The organism is Methylobacterium sp. PvP105 (assembly GCF_017876975.1).
In the GTDB taxonomy this organism is placed as follows: Bacteria; Pseudomonadota; Alphaproteobacteria; order Rhizobiales; family Beijerinckiaceae; genus Methylobacterium; species Methylobacterium radiotolerans.
In genome coordinates, this window is sequence record NZ_JAGIPA010000001.1 from 5,415,084 (window position 1) to 5,431,443 (window position 16,360).

The window sequence follows — 16,360 nt, forward strand, 5'->3', positions numbered from 1 at the left end:
CCGCGCCGGATCTGGGCCGGCCCGGACCCACACCCCGACCCGATCGGAGTCGACCGGACCGGTCCTCGCGCGGGAGCCGGCCTGTACACAGGCGGCCACTTCAGCGCCCGCGCATGTTATAGAATCGCCAAATTTGCTCGCATACAGTCATGGCTGGGAGAAGACTATTATCGTTAGCGTGAAGACTGCCATGAAGAGCACGACACAGCAGGATCAGCTCGAGATCGTGAGCGCCCTCGCGGCCTCGCTCGCGGACCGGATGCTGATGGAGCGTCTGACGCAGGGAAAGCTGCCCCTCGCGAATGCGAGCCGCCTCTGGACCGCCTCGCTGCTCCTGGAGGAGCACGCGCGGCCCATCCCGCGCATCGTGACGGATGTCCTGGAGGAGGTCCGTCACGTCGAGCCCGACGACGGGGACGAGGCGGACGGGATCGAAGCGCAGCCGGGGCCGGAGGTGGACTTGGCCGGGGCGCGGCGTCCGGCCCGGCCGGCGCGCCGGCGCGGGCTCACCCGCCTGCTCCGCCCGTTCCGGCAGGCGGCCGAAGCCTGAGCCGCGTCGACGGCGGCTCTCGGCCGCCTGCCGCAACGGCGCGGGACCGTCTTGGCGGATCCGGAGTTCCCCGCGCGCGCCCGGGACGCTAAGACCGTCTTCGAGCGCGGCGTCGGATCCCGCCGCGCCAACGGGCTTCGGGACACGAGAGATGAGCATCCCTGAACGGCGCGTCCGGACCCTGTTCGACGAGGCGGCCATCGCCAAGCGCAACGACGAGCTCGCCCGGGAGATCCTCGCCGCGCGGCCCGAGAACCTCCTCGTCGTGGCAGTGCTCAAGGGCAGCTTCATGTTCGCGGCCGACCTGCTCCGGTCGCTGCACCGGGTCGGGCTCGCCCCGCAGGTCGAGTTCGTGCACCTGTCGAGCTACCGCACCGGGACCGTCTCCAGCGGGCAGGTCGAGATCCTGCGCGACGTGCAGAGCGAGGTGCGCGGGCGGGACGTGCTGCTCGTGGACGACATCCTGGAATCGGGCCGGACCGTCGTCTTCGCCAAGGACCTGCTGATGGCCCGCGGCGCCCGGCGGGTCCTCACCGCGGTGCTGCTGGAGAAGCCCGGCAAGCGCGCCGTGACGATCGACGCGGATTTCGTCGGCTTCACCTGTCCCGACGTGTTCGTCGTCGGCTACGGGATGGACGCCGCCCACGCCTTCCGCCAGCTGCCCTTCGTGGGCGTGGTCGATTACGGCGACGGCGACCCGGACCTGTTCGACGCTTGACCGCTCCCGCAGCGCGGCATTTTCGCCGCGCGCCGCGACCCGAAGGACAATTCGGCCTGCGACGACTTGACAGACGGGGAATTCGTCTGTGTCTGTCGGCGTTTGGGCGCGCGCGCCGTCGCGACGGGTCGCGCGCGGATTTCGGGGACGGTTACGGGACCACATGGCGCGCATCCTCCTGGTGGATGACGAAGAGACCGTCCGGGGCTTCCTCAAGCGGGGGCTCGAGATCGACGGGCACGCGGTCGTCACGGCCAACGACGGCAGCGACGGACTCGACCGCCTCAACGAGGCCGACGGCGGCTTCGATCTGATGCTCACCGACATCCGCATGCCGCTCATGGACGGCATCGCGCTGGCCCTCGCCGCCAAGCGCGACTTCCCCGACCTGACCATCCTGCTCATGACCGGCTTCGCCGACCAGCGCGAGCGCGCGCGCGGGCTCGACGCCATCGTCACCGACGTGCTGACCAAGCCCTTCTCCCTGGCGGATCTCCGCGCCACCGTGAAGCGGGCGCTCGCCGCCTGACCTGGGCGGGACCGGTTCGGAAGAACTTAAACATTGCTCTTAGGTTGAGCTTCACGAAAGCGTGGCACCTTCGGTCCGACTGGATCAGACCGAGCACGGAACGCCATGTATCGCCGGGACCGGGACATCGACGCGGCGGCGTATCGGGCGGACCGCTACGGCTGGGAGCCGGACGACCGGGACTGGGACGACGACCGCGACGCCCGGCGTCCGCGCGGGGGCCTCGGGCGGTTCTTCTCGCTGACGAAGCTCGCCCTCCTCGCGGTGCCGGCCGGGCTGTTCCTGTACGGCAGCTTCGCGGATTGCAGCGCCCGTCCGGCGGCGGGCTGGCTGGGGCTCGTCGGGGCCGGGGCCTGCGCCCGCACCGAGATGCTCGGCAACGTCCTGTCGATCCAGGACAACCTCGCGCTCCTGAAGCGGCTCATCAACTGAGCGACCGCCGCAGACCCTTCCGCGCCGCGCCCCCGATCCGCCCCGAACCGACCTCCGTGAGGCCGCCATGTCCACCCGCCCGCTCCTGCCGGCCTCGTCAACCCGCGCCTCCGACGCCGTCGAGGAGGCCCAGTTCCGCGCCCGCATGGCGCGGGTCGGCCCGGACGGCGCGAACCGCCCCCAGCGCCGGAGCCGGGCGCCCGAGCGGCGGCGCGGCTTCCGGCTCGGCTGGAAGGGCTGGCTCGTCGTCGACAGCCTCGTCGTGCTCCTGGTCGTGGCGGGGGTGGTGGCGTGGCCGCCGGTCCAGTCCTGCCGCAACCAGGACCAGACGGTCGGGTTCTACGCCGGCGATTCCGTCGGCAAGTGCATCCGGCGGGGGATCGCCGATCGCCTCGACACCGCCGATCAGCGCCTCAAGAGCCTGATCCGCCGCTCGGGCCACTGAGGCCGGACCCGCCGGAGCGCACAGCTCGAGCCTCGGCAGGCGCCCCGCGCAGCAACTTCTGGTTTGAGCGAACGTTGTGTGCTCGCCAGGAGCGCCCGATGCCCGTGATACTCGTCGTCCCGGTCGCGCTGATCGCGGTTCTCGCCGCCGGCGCGTTCGCGCTCCGTCACACCGAGGGGCACGGGCCCGAGCTGCGAGAAGCCCTGCTCCTGCTGCTCATGCTCGCGGTCGTATCGGCCAGCATAGGGCTGATGGCGCTCCGCCCGGGCGGCGCCTCGCGCGATGTCCTGCAGCCGACGGCCGGCGGCGTGTCGGCGTGACCCTGGAGGGCGCGGTCCGGCCCGAGCGCGAACCCGGGCTGACGCTGTGCTCGCCGACGCGCACGGCACGGCCGGACAGCCGGACCCAGGCCTGCCGCCGAAACTTTCGGTCGCGCCTGGGGTTCGCCGGGAAGGAGGACGCCCATGCCCGACGAAGCGAAAGGCACGAAGCCCGAGGATCTCACCCCTGATCGCCCGCGCCTCACCCCGCAGGGTCACGGGAGCGGCTCCGGGAGTGGCGAGGACAGCACGGACCCGAATGGCGGGGCCAAGCAGGGTCAGGGCGACAGGGCGGAAGGGTGAGGTCCGCGCGACGCGGACCGGCGGCGATGCGTCGAGTTGAACGGATCGCCGAAATCGTTCGATCACGGATCGTGTGCTCTGATCCTCGGTGAGGAGGTCGGAGCCATGACCATCACCACCTCGATCAACGCCGTCGGCCCCGTGAAGGCGACGGAGATGATCCAGTCGGCGCGTGCCGAAGCCGCCATCGCGCACAGGGCGGGGCTGCATACCGTCACGATGCCGGTGCCGGCGTCCACCGACTCCCGAGCGCCGGCGGACGGCCGCGAGCTGCCCGCTTTGCAGGAGCGCGTGGTGGACATCACCGTCTGAGCCGCCCTCGGTCAGGCTGCGTCGGTCCCGCAGCCGCGAGGCGCGTGTCTCCCATCGATCCGGAGACGCTCGATCACGTCCGCCTCGGATTGCTCGGCGGCCGAGTCGTTCCGTGCCGGGTCCCGGCCGACGTGCTGCGCGACCTGTCTCACCCGGACGACCTCGCGCGCGGCCCGCGCGACGTCGTCCTGAGCGATCGGGCCGCCATCGCGCGGGTCGCGACCGAGACATCCGAGCGCGCGGGCGCGCCGGATGGGTGCCTCGATCGCGACCAGGCCGACTTCTTCTGGCGCGAGGCTGCGCAGCCTCGGCCCGATCACCTCCACACGCTGGACGGGCGCGCCGAGCTCGGGCCGCCACACCGCTCCCCCGCTCGAGACCGCTCGCGCGACGGACCGTGACGGTGTGGAACTCGAGTAGCCAAGATTTCGTCCGCAACAAACACGACATCGCCCCGTAAATCGCGACTCTTATCCCTCAGTCCAAGCCCGCGATATCTCGCGGAGGACGGAGGACATCATGCTCAATGACTGTGCCGCCAGGCGTGCCGCCGTGCACGACGTTCTGGCTCATGAACGCGCGGATCAGAAGCCTCGTCGCGGCATGAGGCTCCTCGGGGTCGGCTGCCTCGGGCTCGCCTTCCTCGGGACAGCGAGCACCGTGAAGGCGTGGGAAAGCTCGCCCGCGCGCCAAGCATCCGCGATCGATGCAGACCCCCGCGGCGAAACTGAGCACGCACAGCCGAGGCCGGACGGGCTCGGTTTCGGCATCGTCGCCCAGATAGCCAGTCGCTAGGAGGGGCCGCCGATGAATTCGATGCTGCTCGGCCTCTTCCCGCTGCTGGTCGTTCTGACCTGGAGCGCCGGTTACGTGCTGGTGGAACGCGCGTGGCGTCAGCACGCGCCGGGCCGTCATATCGCGGCGGCGCTGCTCTGTGCCGGCTTCAGCCTTGCCGCCATCGCGGCCCTGGCTTGGGCTATGCCGCAGCCGGGCCAGAACTGGTCCGATGCCCCCCTGCGGCGCCTCGTTCCGGACGACAAGCCTGCCCTGGATGAGCCGACAGCGGGTCGCTGGTAGCACGACCATGAGCGCGCCCATGCCGTCCCTTCGCCGCTCGCGCGGGGAGGCCCCGGAAGGCAGGCCGCGGCACGCGTGAAGTGCGACCCGTCGCCAAATGTGCGATTCAAGACTTTCAGCAGAGACAGGGGCGATAATCTGGGGCGGATTAGAGAGTTGAGTGCCCTGAAATGCCCATCGAGAGACGCGCCCGCCCGAGAGCCGAGACGGATCTGACCGGGCGCATCGTGCCGAATTTCGGCCGGCCAGTGGGCTGCAGGGTCCTGGATCGATCGCCGGGCGGAGCGCAGCTCCGCGTGAACAGCGTCTTCGGTCTCCCCGAGACCTTCATGCTCGAGATCCCGCAGACCGAGGAGCGCATCAGCGCGCGCGTGGTCTGGCGCTCGGCAGGCAATCTCGGGGTGGTGCTCGACGAGCCGGCGCGGCCGTCGATGTAGCGGCGGCCGGGCATCGGGCGGCCTCGGCCGTCTTCACGTCGGCCGGCCGAACCGCGCGATCCAGCTTCGTGCGTTAGCCAATGCGGGCGACCTGCCGCGGGCCGTCGAGCCTTCCGCGAGCGGGGCCGGCCGCCCGAGATCATCGCGCGGCGGCGGGGCGAGCGGGACCAGGCCGCCCTCTCCCAATGCGCGGACTCTTCCGCACCGTTCCCGAGACACGTCGCTGTGCGAGCGCTCCCGCTCCGGATCCCGCCCCTAGGCTGGGAAGCCGGGGCGACGCCTGCGCCGACGCGCTGACCGGGCCCGGATTCCGACGGCCCGGGCTTCCCCCGCGCGCGGCATGGGGCGGTAGGCCTACTCCCCTTCCGCAGCGTCCTCGCCGTCCGTCACGCCGAGAGCGGCCTTCTCGGCAAGGAGCGTCGCCAACGCGGATCGGATGCGGTCGCCCTGCTCGGCGTAGGGCAGGTCGGCCGCGTCGAGCAGCGCGCTGCGGTACCGCGTCTGGATCGCGGCCAGTTGCGTCGGCAGCCCCACTTTGCGGGGCGGCTTCCCGTCGACCACGACCTTCGGCGGCTTCTTCTTGGCGGGCGTCTTTCCGGGCATGCCGAGCCAAGCCGCATGCAGGTCCCTGGTTCCCCCGCTTCGCGGCCTCCCCCGATCGCGCGATCCCCCAAGGCTCGCCGGCGCCTGACGTTCCGGTGCAGGTGCGGGCGGGGCTGACGAGCCGGCGCGACGGGTACACCGAGTTCGCGCGACGCACGCCGCGCGGCTCGACGCGGGTCGGCGGTGCTCGACGTGGTTTACGCCGACGGCGACGCGTCCCTGCCCCGGCAGATGGAGGCCGGGGCCACGCAGGGCGTGCCCCTCCTGCAGGCCCTGGTGGCGGCTGAGATCGCGGACCTGATGGACGATGCGCCGACCGACGCCGCGATGGCGCTGGCCGCTGGCCCGCTCTCGGACGCCGCCTACGATGCGCTGGTGAAGGCGGTCGCGCCCGATAGCCCCGCCGGACGGGCGCTCGCCAAGATCGGGGCGCGTAACAGCCGGGCGCACCAGGAGCGGATCAGCGCATGCATGACGACGCCTGGGGCCTCGGGGCAACCTGTGAGTCGGCCGAGAAGGGTGCCGGCGCCGACCCGACCAAGGGCAGCGATGCGGTCGAAGCGGTTCGGGTCGAACTCGCCAAGATGACCGGCCAGCGCGACGCACTGCAGAAGACGCTGACCGACGAGGTGCTGCCGCAGATCGCGGCACTCGCGAAGATGGTGGGAGATCAACCCGTGCCGCGCCATCTCGTGGGCCGCGCGGTCACGAAGGGCAGCGCGGGTGATTCCGGTTCATCTGACATTCCGTCCGTGGACGCGATCCGCGACCACCCAGCCAAGATGAGCGCGGAGGCGCGCGCGGGTCGGCTGATCAAGGTCTCGCACCAGAACCCGCAGCAGCTCGCGCTCGCCCGCTGAGGCGCTCAGATCCGGTGCCTGCGTACGATCACTTGCGACCGATCGCGACCCGACCCAGCCACGACGGCGGCTATCGCCGCATCCCGAAAGCAGCCGCTTCCAGCCCCATCAAACATGACCGTGCTGATGGTGGAGGTCGGGGTAGTGAGGATGGGTGTGCCGTAGCGGCTCATGGCGGTGCCAATGGGAGTGTGGCTCCGTCACCGGCCCATCGTGATGATGCTGGTGGTGCTCATCGTGGACGTGGGCATGCTCGTGCTCCATCGTCTCATGGAGGTGCGCGTGCTCGTGGCGCTCTGCGAGGTGCAGCCACAGACCCATACCCATCAGCGCGCCGGCCACGACGAGCTGCACCGTCACCGGCTCGCCTAGCAGCCCGACGGCAATCACCGCGCCGATGAAAGGCGCAAGTGAGAAGTAGGCCCCAGTGCGCGCTGCACCGAGGTGGCGCAAGGCCAGCATGAATAGGACGAGGCTCATCCCGACACCGAGGAAGCCGACCACCGCCGCTGCGCCGATCATTGCCAAGGATGGCATTGCCGCGCCCAACATCAGCGCCAGAGCCACGTTGACGCTGCCCGCAACCACCCCCTTAATCGTGGCCGTGACAACCGGATCGGACGAGGAGAGCTTGCGGGTCAGGTTGTTGTCGATGCCCCAGGCCAGACAGGCGGCGGCGATCAACGCCGCGCCCGCATCGAGGCGCACACCCTCACCGTTCCACGACAACACGACCGCGCCCACGAGGATGGCGAACGCACCCAGTATCAGACGGCGATCAACGTTCTCCCGGAACACCACCCACGCGATGAGCATAGTCGCCAAGCCTTCGAGGTTGAGCAACAGCGAGCCAGACGCGGCAGAGGTGTGCGACAGACCCAGCATCAGCAGAAGCGGCCCGGCCAACCCACCGAACAGCACGACTGCTGCCAGCCACGGCAGATCATGCCGGCGGAGCGGAGCTTCCTGGGCTGGAACGCCAAAGGTAGCTCGGCTGACATGCACGATTGCCAGGCCGATGCCCGCGCCGAGGTAGAGAAGCCCAGCAAGCAGTTGCGGCGAGACGGTGCCGAGCAGAAGCTTCGCGAACGGAGCGGAGGCACCGAACAAGACGGCCGAAACGAGGGCCAACGGCACCCCTGGCCAGAGGTGGGAGTGGATGTATTTCATGCCCTCACTTTTACAGCGTTTCAGCAAACGCCTGAGAGCGAACCCTCGTCCCTGCATCGAGCGGCCTGAGCGGCTTCACCGGCCATGTCTGCTCCGATGTATCCGCAGCTCCGAAGCGGCCCATCTCCCTTCCACACCGAGCAGACAGTCCGATAGCGACCCGCTTCCGTCACTCAGCCGCTAGGGCGACAGCCCGAGAGCGGTCGCAACCGACCGCAGGTCCTGCGTGTGCGCCTGCCGGTATTCACGGGGGCTCACGTCGTAGCGATCCTTGAAGCGGCGGGCGAAATGCGCCTGGCTGCTGAAGCCACAGGCGTAGGCCAGCATGCCGACGGACAGGTGTGCACAGGCCGGGTCGGTCAGGCGCTTGGCTGCCACCTCCAAGCGGCGTTCCCAGATGTAGTCGGAGATGTGCCGGCCGCGCTCGTGGAACAGCTCCTGCAGCCGGCGTAGCGACAGCCCCATTGCGGCGGCGAGCTGTGGTGGATCCAAACTCGGATCGCCCAGATGGGTCTCAACATAGGCCTTGGCACGCTGGACCGTGACGTTGCCGTGTATGGAACGCGGTACCTCCTGCGCCATCCGTTCGGCGAGGCTGGCTACGATTAGGTCGATCCCGATCGACGCCAAGCGGGCGGCCGCGTCGGGGCCGAGCCGATCGGCGACCGCAACCAAATCCTGGATGTACGTCCGCGCCAAGGTCGTGGAGGCGTGGTCCGCGCCGACCCTGAGGGCGCTGAACAGCCGGGACGGGCCCAGTGCGGTTTCCAGACGATCGCGCGGCAGATCCAGGATCAGGGTACTGCTCGTCTCCGTCTGGACGACGGCCGGGCGTGCGTCGAGGACGAAAAGGTCGCCCATCCGACATTCCGCCTCCTGGTCGCCCTGTCGGGCGATAGCCCGGCCGGAGAGCATCAGGACCGCGTAGGCCCGATCGGACCGGTCGTCGCGCCGGGCCGCGTCGGCCGTCGTTTCGCTGCGCATGGCCGTGTGTGCGAAGTGTGAAATCGGCACGGCGCCGATATTCGTAGCGGCTATGCTGCCCTTGAACTGGGCCTCGTCGACGGTCTTCAACTCCACCGGGACCAGCTGTTCACAGACCATTTCGCGCCACTGGCGGAACGCGTTCCGAGGGTGGATCTTTTCTGTCGAAAAAAGCGGTTGCATTTGAGGCCTAGGCGCCCCCGACACCACCCGGTGGCGAGGAATGAAGGTCCGGACTCGTATTGTATATAATATGCTGCAACCATGTGCGTATCGCTCGCATGATCACGGAGTTGCGATCCGTCGATAGACACGGCCGCCCGAAAGGGGACCGGCAGAATTCCACCCAGGCAGACCGTCGGTGTCGAAACCGTCAGTCTGACGCGTACCGTCCGACACACCGCACATCGACCACTCTCGACGCGCCGTCGGTCCGGGGACGGATCGCGCGCGTCCCCCGACGGGCCGCAGGGCCCATGCCCCCTCTACGTCCGATGTCCCGCGCCCCGGGGACGGGTCAGCGCCGGCGCGGCCGTGCATCCGCACAGGATCACGCCCCATGACCCAGCACGTCGACGTCCTCGCCCTCCTCAAGGAGGCGCAGGCCAAGCCGCTCACCGACCCGATCCTGGCGCAGCTCGGGATCGATCTGCAGAAGTCGACCTTCGCGCAGGCCAGCTCGCCCACCTCCGGCCTGACCTGCTACGACCTCGAACTCGGCGCGAAGTCGCTCTACCCGGTGCTCACGCCCCTGCGAAACGCGATCCCGCGCGTCTCGGGCAAGGGCGGCATCCAGGCCGCGTGGCGGGCGATCACCGACATCAACGTCTCCGGGATGCGCATCGACGTCTCGGCGGCAACCGCGGCGGCGTGCAGGTCGTCGCTACCGCCGACTACACCGCCAGCTACAAGGGCATCGGCATCGAGTCGCATGTCGAGTTCGAGGCCCAGTACGCCGCGCAGGGCTTCGACGACGTGCGCGCCATCGCCGCCCGTACCGGGCTCCAGAGCCTGATGCTCGGCGAGGAGGCGATGCTGCTCGGCGGCAACACCTCGCTCGCGCTCGGCACCACGCCGACCCCGACTCTGTCCGGCGCGGCCACCGGCGGCGCGCTCGCCGCCCAGACCTGGTCGGTGATCGCCGTGGCGCTGGCGCTCGACGGCGTGATCAACGGCACCGTCGCCGACGGCATCCAGTCGACCATCACCCGGACCAACGCGGACGGCTCGACCGACGTGTTCGGCGGCGGTGCTGCGGCCCGCTCGGCCGCCGCCACGGTCGCGACCACCGGCGCCACCGGGTCGATCGCGGCCTCGGTCGACCCGGTGCCCGGCGCGCTCGGCTACGCGTGGTTCTGGGGCCCGGCCGGCGCCGAGGTGCTGGGCGCCATCACCACGATCACCTCGGTCCTGATCACCGCCACGGCCGCGGGCACCCAGACCGCCGCGGCGCTCGGAACCGTCGACCGCTCGACCTCGGCCCTGTCCTTCGACGGGCTCCTGACGCAGGCGTTCCGGCCCGGCTCCGGCGCCACCATCGTCACCCTGGATGCTGAAAATCGCCGTCTGTGGCGATTTCAGGTTCGTTCAGACGGGATGGGAGCAGAGGCGATCGCCTCCCGGCCGTTTGCATTCATCCCGCGAAACTTTCTCTCCGATGGCCTCGTAAGGGCCCACGCTGCCCCGTTCATCGGGGTTCGGACTGAAGGAAACACGATGCTCACTCAGAACACCGGCCGCCGCACGGCCCAGGCGCTCGCCCTGACCCTCGCGCTCAGCCTCGGAGCCAGCGGCGCGGCCTACGCCAAGAACCCGATGGTCGGCGGCGCGCCGATGTACGCCCAGAAGACCATCGTCGAGAACGCGGTCAATTCGAAGGATCACACCACCCTCGTCGCTGCCGTGAAGGCCGCGGGCCTCGTCGATACGCTGAACGGCCCGGGCCCGTTCACGGTGTTCGCGCCGACCAACGCCGCCTTCGCCAAGCTGCCGCCGGGCACGGTGGAAAGCCTCGTGCAGCCGCAGAACAAGGCGACGCTGACGAAGATCCTGACCTACCACGTGGTCCCGGGTGTCTACACCGCCAAGGACCTGATGGCGCTGGCCAAGAAGGGGGGTGGACAGGGCGTGCTGACCACCGTCGAGGGCGAACCACTCGCCGTCGAGGTGCAGGGCAAGAAGGTTCTCGTCACCGACCAGAAGGGCAACACCGCGACGGTGACCATCCCGAACGTCATGCAGTCGAACGGCGTCATCCACGTCATCAACGCCGTGCTGATGCCGTAACGCGCAGTGCCCGCGGCCCGTGAGGGCTGCGGGCCTCGACAGCGCGTGGCCTTTCAGATCACGCGAGCGCCGGCAGGCGTGCCCGCCGCGCCCGGTCATTCGGCGATGAGCTTGCCGGTGTAGATCACCGGACCCGTGGGTTGGCCGCTCGGTGAGCCTCCGGGCGGCTCGACCGAGACCGCGATTACCCCGTCCGGTGCGGTGTCCTGCGGTAGCCTCACCTGACTTGGCGCCGCTCCGACGAGGCCGAGTGGCTTTGCCCCTCCTGCGCCGACGTACCACAATTCCAGACTCCGCCCGGCGGGCGCGTCGGCACCGACGGGCCTGACTTCTGCGAGGCCGGTCTGCGTGTCGACACGCACGATCAGCGCCGGCAGCGCCCCGCCTCCCTGCACGACAGCCAGATAGCGCCCTCCCGCCGGGGTTCGTGACGGCCCGACTGCCACGAACAGCGCGAGGCCCGCGGCGAGCAGGCCTGACCCTGCCGCGGCGATCCGCCAGCGCCTCACCTGCCGCCGCAGGTGGCGAAGCTCACCTCGCGCTACGTCGGTCGCGTCTGGCAGCGCGCGCAGCAGCGCTTCGCGGACCCGCGGCGGCGGCGCCACGGGCGGCACGGCCTCCATCAGCGGCGCCAGGCGCCGCTCCCACTCGCGGATGCGGCTGGCCGTGCCGGGGTCTTGGCTCGCCTCGCGCTCCAGCGCCGCCCGCTCCCGCGCGTCGAGTGTCCCGAGGGCGTACTCGGCCGCGCGCATGTCATGCTCGGACGTCGGGTCCATGCCGGGCTGGCCGCTGCCGCTCACGAGACAGCCTCCAGGCAGGACTTGAGGCCTGCGAGTGACCGGTGCAGCCAAGTCTTGATGGTGTTGACCGGCCGGTCGAAGTGCCGCGCCAAATCCTCCCGAGATTGCCCTTCGCAATAGGCCAGCACGACGCAGTCCCGGTGCTTGGGGTCGAGACGGCCGAGGCAGGCCAGGAGGGCGCTCCGGTCCATGAAATCTGCCGCCCCATCGTGCGGATCGATCAGCCGCGCCACCCAATCCTCGCCGGTATCCAATTCCGGGCCCTGATGCTCGACCTTCCGCCGTACGCTGTCGATGGCGCGATTGCGGGCGACGGTGCAGAGCCACGGCAGCGGCGGCCCGGCCTCGGGCTTGTAGCTGCCCGCGGCCTGCCAGATGCGCATGTAGACGTCCTGAAGCACGTCCTCGGCCAAGCCACGGTCACGCTGGATACGCAGGATCAGGCCGTAAAGTTTCGGGCTCGTGAGATCGTAGAGTTCGGCCAGCCGATTTGCCTCTCCCCGGGCGATACCAGCGAGCAGTCGGCGCAGCGTGGCGTCGTCGGCCAAGTTGGCTCCCTACAAACTCCCAGGCGCCTTCTATCGGACGCCCAACCGGATGCTGCTTTAACCCAAACTGCCTAGCCGTGACGATCCCTCACGCGCGATAGCCCCGCTGAGCGGGCCTCGAAGTGGCCGCTTTCAAAATCCTCGGAGCGGCGGCTGCGGAGATGTCGCTGAGGGCGGGATGCGGAGGTTGACCGATCCCTCGCAAAGGGACTTTCCGCGGTCGCCCCAATCCGGTCGGCGGATGCCTCGGAGAGACTGCTTCGAAGCGGACGTCCGAGCGTGAACGAGCCACGTGTCCGCCTGTCGAGCAGGAATGTGGCGTGGCATGTCACATCTTTGCGGGCCAGCTCGTCGTAGCTTCGAACGTCGATCTCCGGCGTTCCGAGCACCGGGATCCGTCATGAGTCAGAACAAGCGGCTAGTCTGGACTGAGGTGGCGCCGGAGGGCGCGAGGGCGTTCTTCGGCATCCACCACTACATCACCACGGGCACCGACCTTCCCCACGAACTGATCCACCTCGTCTTCTTGCGCGTGTCGCAGATCAATGGCTGCGCGCATTGCATCGACCTACATTCCCGTGATCTCCTCAAGACGATGCCGTTCGAGAAGGTCGCCCTGGTTCCAGTCTGGGCCGAGGTGCCCCACCTGTTCTCCGACCAATACCGAGCTGCGCTCGCGTGGGCGGAGGAAGTCACACTGGTCAGCGAGACGCACGCTTCCGACGAAGCCTATGCGGCCGCGAGCGCGGCTTTCACGGCAAAGGATCTCGTGGACCTCACGATCGCCATCGCGGCGATGAACGCATTTAATCGACTCGGAGCGCCCTTCCGGCTTCCCGTCGTCGCGAAAGCCTGAGCCCCTTCCAAACACGACCATGGCTGGGGCGACGGCAGCTTCCCGGGCTGCCAATCGATGAGCAGACCGGAAGCTTTCCACCCCGAGCGGACGGCCAGCTACCGACCCAACCTCTCCATTCATGGCAGCTGGCGCGTTGCCTGTAAGCAGCCGTTCGATCGCTTGGCGGTCTGGTTGCTGCCCGCCTCATCCAGCCGGCGCGCCTCCCAGTCTCGGGGTACGTGGGCCCCACCGCCCCACTGAACAGGCTGATAGGCGACGCCTGATAGGGAGGACATGGTTCACGCGCTATGGACCTCGCGTGGTTTGATGAAGATCAAAGTCCGTCAAAGGAAAGAGCGCAACTGACTGACCCTCGTATCAGAAGTCATCGGGGGCCACACTCATGTCTTCAGCCAAGCGCGATGGTAGACGTCTGACTTGGCGTATAGTCAAGTTGGAGCAGCCCCCGGCCTTGCGCCGAGGGCGAGAGCACTGGGTGGTGCGCTGGATCGGGGCAGCTAAATACCGAAGCAAAAGATCGGTCAAAGGCTCTATTCCAGTAGCTGTTAGCGCCCACATCATCAATTTGAGATGTGCGGACACCCACGCTCGACCGGTGCGCCCTGAACGAGCTGGCAAAATCGGGCGCGCTCTGCTGTTTGAAGGTAATTACCCAGGCCTATGATGGCAGGGTTCAAGCGCCGGTGGTTTTGAGGATGGTGCTGAAGGGGCTGCTGCCTGTGATGCGGGCGGTGTCGACGACGGTGCGAATGGCGGCTTCGCCCTCGGCCGCCCACATGGCGCGATAGCCGTTGGTCACCTTCCGCTGCACGACAGCGGGACGCAGCAGCCGCTCGGAGCCGTTATTCGTCGGCTCGACCTTTCCGGGATAGGCGAGGAAGACCAAGAGCTGATCGCGCGCACGGCTGATTTTGGCCTGCAGGTCGCGGGTCAGATCACAGCGGCTCGGCGTGGCCAGGATAGCGCCGAGTTGCCGATCCAGGCTCCGGCGCTTGGCCGAGAGCGTCGAGGCAGCCAAGTCTGTGACGCGCTCGGCCAGGGCGAACACGCTCTGTAGCCAGAGTTGCAGGCGCCAGGGGACGGGATCGTCGCTGACCTCGACGGCGTAGGCAACATCGCGGGCCAGATGCGCCAAGCAGGTCTGGTGCTTATCCGCATGGCCCTGTTGGGCGGTGTAGCGGTCGGAGATCCATACCGCCGGTCGGTGTCCGTCCATCATCTCGCGCACCACGACAGCACCGCGCGTCGGAGACGGCGTGTGCACCACCGCGTCGCCCGAGTGGAACAGCCAGTGATAGGCGTTCGAGCCTTCGATGCGCACGCCGGTCTCGTCGCAGGCGACGACCTCAGCCCGGCGCAGGGTCGTGATGGCCGCGTCGCGACCCGGACGGAAGCAGCCCTGCGCGCGGCGGAGCAGGTTCATCAGCCCGCCCTGGCTGAGCGTGAGGCCGAACAGGTCGGAGAGCACCGCCTGCAACCGTTCGTACGAGAGCGCCTGGAAGGTCTTCAGGTACGTCGCCACCGCATGCAGCCGCGGACCGAAGGGCGTGCCGCGCGCCGCCTCCGGCACCGGTGCGACCACCCGCTCCCCACAGCGCGGGCAACGGACCGCGAGCCGGCGGTGCTGCGTCACGATCGGCGCCACCGCGGGCAGCTCGATCTGCTCGGCGACGCTGACGACCTCTGCCGGAAGAGCGGCGTGCAGGCTGGCGCCGCAGCACGCGCACGCCTCGGGACGATGCTCGACGAGCGTATCGGGATCGTCGCTCACGACGCGGCTGTGACCCTCGTGACCGGGCTTGGCGCCGCCGGGCTTGGAGTGCTCCCGCTGCTCCTTGCGATCGGTCGCGGGCGGCTTGGACGAGGTGCGCGACGTCTTCTCTGGCCGCTGCAGCCGCAGCACCAGCTCGATCAGCTCTTCGCGGCTCAGCCGTTCCAGTTCGCTGCGGCCCATCTCACGAGAGAATCAGCGAAATCCGTCCCGCGCAAGGGCGTGGGTAATTACGTTTGAAGGCCATCGAAGCGCCAACATTCGCCCGCTCTGAACGTTAATCATGATAAGGCGAGCTACTTGTTTTTTTGATTTGGATTGATAGGCGCACCCGGAAAATCTCGACAACACAATTTCGACCGCCCTGTTTGGTGTAATATTTTTGGGCGAGGAGGCAATTACGGCCGCTTCGATGCCGCTGCTCTTTGGAAGCGGACAAGCCGCCTTCCACCCCGAGCAGCTCTTGCAGCTTGCGATCGCTCGCGAAGAAGGCTGTCAAGCATAGGCGCCCGACCGGATCGCATGCAGCCCGATCGGGAACTCCGCCGGTACCGGTAGGCCGAGCGGCGACATGCGCCCATGCACCAGGCAGAGCATCGCGAGCGGTACGTCGAGGACAATCGGCATCGAGCCGTCGTGAGTGTCCCTGACAAGACAGAGGTGGTAACGCCGGTCACTCGGCTCCCCATGGGGGTTGTCGACCGGGTCGGCGGTGGCCGCAGCCTCGAGCGCATCCTCTACAACCGCCCAAGAGAACAACGGATCAGCTGCAGCGATGGCCGCGGCGTTGAGCCGTGCCAGATCGGAGACGAAGCTGAACACGAGATCCGCACCCGCGCGGTCGCTCGCAAACCAGCGGGCGCGCGGCGGACCGACCTCGCTATCGCCCAGAACGGGATCGAAGGGGCGGTGCGGGACCCAGCCGGCAAGCCACGCATCGATCCGTCGACCCTCCGCCAGCGCCGCTTCGTCGCCCTTCAGCACCGCCGCTCCGTCGAGCCCTTCTCGGGCAAGCCAAGAGACGAGGACGGCGATCCGATTGGGGTCGCGGGCGAGAAACTGGGCTAGGTTCTCGGCGCGTTGCTCCGGCGTCAGACCCCTTGGATCACCGCGATGGAGCGGCGTGTCGGGCGGGTAGTCGCCAAGCCGAGCCGAGAGAAGGGCATAGAGTTCGCCAGGCGCATCCCCAGCTGCCATATCCGAGTGCGCCGCGACAGCAGGGCCACGCTGTTCGGACGACCTACGGTTGCTGAGCCAATCGAAGATGCCGGGCATAGTTCAGATCTTACAACAGGCGCCCGATGAAACCACCAACCACCGCGCCGAAATCTGCGCTGCTGAATGCCCATAAGCAGG

Annotated in this window: 22 protein-coding genes; 15 read left to right on the forward strand and 7 right to left on the reverse strand. The window is 68.6% G+C overall.

The window, feature by feature from the left end; translation table 11 throughout:
• The first annotated feature begins 190 nt into the window (after nucleotides 1-190).
• The 11 genes from J3A75_RS26385 (at nucleotide 191) to J3A75_RS26435 (ending at nucleotide 5,123) form a co-directional block, all read left to right on the forward strand.
• Nucleotides 191-550: a hypothetical protein gene (locus tag J3A75_RS26385; RefSeq protein ID WP_012320926.1), complete on the forward strand. Its 360-nt coding sequence runs from the start codon at nucleotides 191-193 to the stop codon at nucleotides 548-550.
• A 151-nt stretch (nucleotides 551-701) separates the two neighbouring features.
• Nucleotides 702-1,268: a hypoxanthine phosphoribosyltransferase gene (hpt, locus tag J3A75_RS26390; protein ID WP_012320927.1), complete on the forward strand. Its 567-nt coding sequence runs from the start codon at nucleotides 702-704 to the stop codon at nucleotides 1,266-1,268.
• Between the two features lie 163 nt (nucleotides 1,269-1,431).
• On the forward strand, nucleotides 1,432-1,797 hold the full coding sequence (locus tag J3A75_RS26395) for a response regulator (protein ID WP_010687322.1): 366 nt from the start codon (nucleotides 1,432-1,434) through the stop codon (nucleotides 1,795-1,797).
• Between the two features lie 105 nt (nucleotides 1,798-1,902).
• Nucleotides 1,903-2,229 (forward strand): hypothetical protein, encoded by a 327-nt coding sequence (locus J3A75_RS26400; RefSeq protein WP_012320928.1) that lies wholly within the window; start codon nucleotides 1,903-1,905, stop codon nucleotides 2,227-2,229.
• Between the two features lie 67 nt (nucleotides 2,230-2,296).
• Nucleotides 2,297-2,674, forward strand: coding sequence for a hypothetical protein (locus J3A75_RS26405; RefSeq protein WP_012320929.1), 378 nt, complete (start codon nucleotides 2,297-2,299; stop codon nucleotides 2,672-2,674).
• 98 nt (nucleotides 2,675-2,772) lie between these two features.
• Nucleotides 2,773-2,994, forward strand: a complete 222-nt coding sequence (locus tag J3A75_RS26410) for a hypothetical protein (RefSeq protein ID WP_012320930.1) — start codon at nucleotides 2,773-2,775, stop codon at nucleotides 2,992-2,994.
• A 144-nt stretch (nucleotides 2,995-3,138) separates the two neighbouring features.
• Nucleotides 3,139-3,297, forward strand: coding sequence for a hypothetical protein (locus J3A75_RS26415; protein WP_012320931.1), 159 nt, complete (start codon nucleotides 3,139-3,141; stop codon nucleotides 3,295-3,297).
• Between the two features lie 105 nt (nucleotides 3,298-3,402).
• Nucleotides 3,403-3,609 carry a hypothetical protein gene (locus tag J3A75_RS26420; protein ID WP_012320932.1) on the forward strand — a complete coding sequence of 69 codons (207 nt, stop codon included), beginning with the start codon at nucleotides 3,403-3,405 and terminating at the stop codon, nucleotides 3,607-3,609.
• A 44-nt stretch (nucleotides 3,610-3,653) separates the two neighbouring features.
• Nucleotides 3,654-4,010 carry a hypothetical protein gene (locus tag J3A75_RS26425; RefSeq protein WP_199825805.1) on the forward strand — a complete coding sequence of 119 codons (357 nt, stop codon included), beginning with the start codon at nucleotides 3,654-3,656 and terminating at the stop codon, nucleotides 4,008-4,010.
• 406 nt (nucleotides 4,011-4,416) lie between these two features.
• Nucleotides 4,417-4,686: a hypothetical protein gene (locus J3A75_RS26430; protein ID WP_012320935.1), complete on the forward strand. Its 270-nt coding sequence runs from the start codon at nucleotides 4,417-4,419 to the stop codon at nucleotides 4,684-4,686.
• A 170-nt stretch (nucleotides 4,687-4,856) separates the two neighbouring features.
• Nucleotides 4,857-5,123, forward strand: a complete 267-nt coding sequence (locus tag J3A75_RS26435) for a PilZ domain-containing protein (RefSeq protein WP_012320936.1) — start codon at nucleotides 4,857-4,859, stop codon at nucleotides 5,121-5,123.
• Between the two features lie 354 nt (nucleotides 5,124-5,477).
• Here the strand turns inward: J3A75_RS26435 and J3A75_RS26440 are convergent, their stop codons facing one another.
• The gene (locus tag J3A75_RS26440; RefSeq protein WP_012320937.1) at nucleotides 5,478-5,726 is read right to left on the reverse strand and encodes a hypothetical protein; all 249 of its coding nucleotides are present in this window, start codon (nucleotides 5,724-5,726) and stop codon (nucleotides 5,478-5,480) included.
• A 467-nt stretch (nucleotides 5,727-6,193) separates the two neighbouring features.
• On the opposite strand from J3A75_RS26440, the gene J3A75_RS26445 reads away from it, so the two are divergent.
• Nucleotides 6,194-6,586, forward strand: coding sequence for a hypothetical protein (locus J3A75_RS26445; protein WP_127992517.1), 393 nt, complete (start codon nucleotides 6,194-6,196; stop codon nucleotides 6,584-6,586).
• Nucleotides 6,587-6,694: 108 nt separating this feature from the next.
• Here J3A75_RS26445 and J3A75_RS26450 read toward each other — a convergent pair whose 3' ends face one another.
• Together J3A75_RS26450 and J3A75_RS26455 are read right to left on the reverse strand one after the other, a co-directional pair.
• Nucleotides 6,695-7,756 carry a DMT family transporter gene (locus J3A75_RS26450; RefSeq protein ID WP_209650817.1) on the reverse strand — a complete coding sequence of 354 codons (1,062 nt, stop codon included), beginning with the start codon at nucleotides 7,754-7,756 and terminating at the stop codon, nucleotides 6,695-6,697.
• 180 nt (nucleotides 7,757-7,936) lie between these two features.
• The gene (locus J3A75_RS26455) at nucleotides 7,937-8,923 is read right to left on the reverse strand and encodes a helix-turn-helix domain-containing protein (protein ID WP_024829021.1); all 987 of its coding nucleotides are present in this window, start codon (nucleotides 8,921-8,923) and stop codon (nucleotides 7,937-7,939) included.
• A gap of 376 nt (nucleotides 8,924-9,299) precedes the next feature.
• On the opposite strand from J3A75_RS26455, the gene J3A75_RS26460 reads away from it, so the two are divergent.
• Both J3A75_RS26460 and J3A75_RS26465 read left to right on the forward strand, forming a co-directional pair.
• Nucleotides 9,300-9,755 carry a hypothetical protein gene (locus tag J3A75_RS26460; protein WP_159392765.1) on the forward strand — a complete coding sequence of 152 codons (456 nt, stop codon included), beginning with the start codon at nucleotides 9,300-9,302 and terminating at the stop codon, nucleotides 9,753-9,755.
• A 701-nt stretch (nucleotides 9,756-10,456) separates the two neighbouring features.
• Nucleotides 10,457-11,026 carry a fasciclin domain-containing protein gene (locus J3A75_RS26465; RefSeq protein WP_024831186.1) on the forward strand — a complete coding sequence of 190 codons (570 nt, stop codon included), beginning with the start codon at nucleotides 10,457-10,459 and terminating at the stop codon, nucleotides 11,024-11,026.
• A 95-nt stretch (nucleotides 11,027-11,121) separates the two neighbouring features.
• Here J3A75_RS26465 and J3A75_RS26470 read toward each other — a convergent pair whose 3' ends face one another.
• Nucleotides 11,122-11,826: an anti-sigma factor domain-containing protein gene (locus J3A75_RS26470; protein ID WP_012320941.1), complete on the reverse strand. Its 705-nt coding sequence runs from the start codon at nucleotides 11,824-11,826 to the stop codon at nucleotides 11,122-11,124.
• Entirely contained in the window at nucleotides 11,823-12,374 is a 552-nt protein-coding gene (locus tag J3A75_RS26475; protein WP_012320942.1) for an RNA polymerase sigma factor, read from the reverse strand. Before J3A75_RS26475 ends, J3A75_RS26470 begins: the two co-directional genes overlap by 4 nt.
• A gap of 400 nt (nucleotides 12,375-12,774) precedes the next feature.
• Here J3A75_RS26475 and J3A75_RS26480 point away from each other — a divergent pair, with 400 nt between their 5' ends.
• A complete protein-coding gene (locus J3A75_RS26480; RefSeq protein WP_024829020.1) occupies nucleotides 12,775-13,230 on the forward strand; it encodes a carboxymuconolactone decarboxylase family protein in 456 nt (151 codons plus the stop codon).
• Nucleotides 13,231-13,906: 676 nt separating this feature from the next.
• Here J3A75_RS26480 and tnpC read toward each other — a convergent pair.
• Both tnpC and J3A75_RS26490 read right to left on the reverse strand, forming a co-directional pair.
• On the reverse strand, nucleotides 13,907-15,187 hold the full coding sequence (gene tnpC, locus J3A75_RS26485; RefSeq protein ID WP_209649719.1) for an IS66 family transposase: 1,281 nt from the start codon (nucleotides 15,185-15,187) through the stop codon (nucleotides 13,907-13,909).
• Between the two features lie 312 nt (nucleotides 15,188-15,499).
• A complete protein-coding gene (locus J3A75_RS26490) occupies nucleotides 15,500-16,279 on the reverse strand; it encodes a hypothetical protein (protein ID WP_024829019.1) in 780 nt (259 codons plus the stop codon).
• Nucleotides 16,280-16,360: the final 81 nt, after the last annotated feature.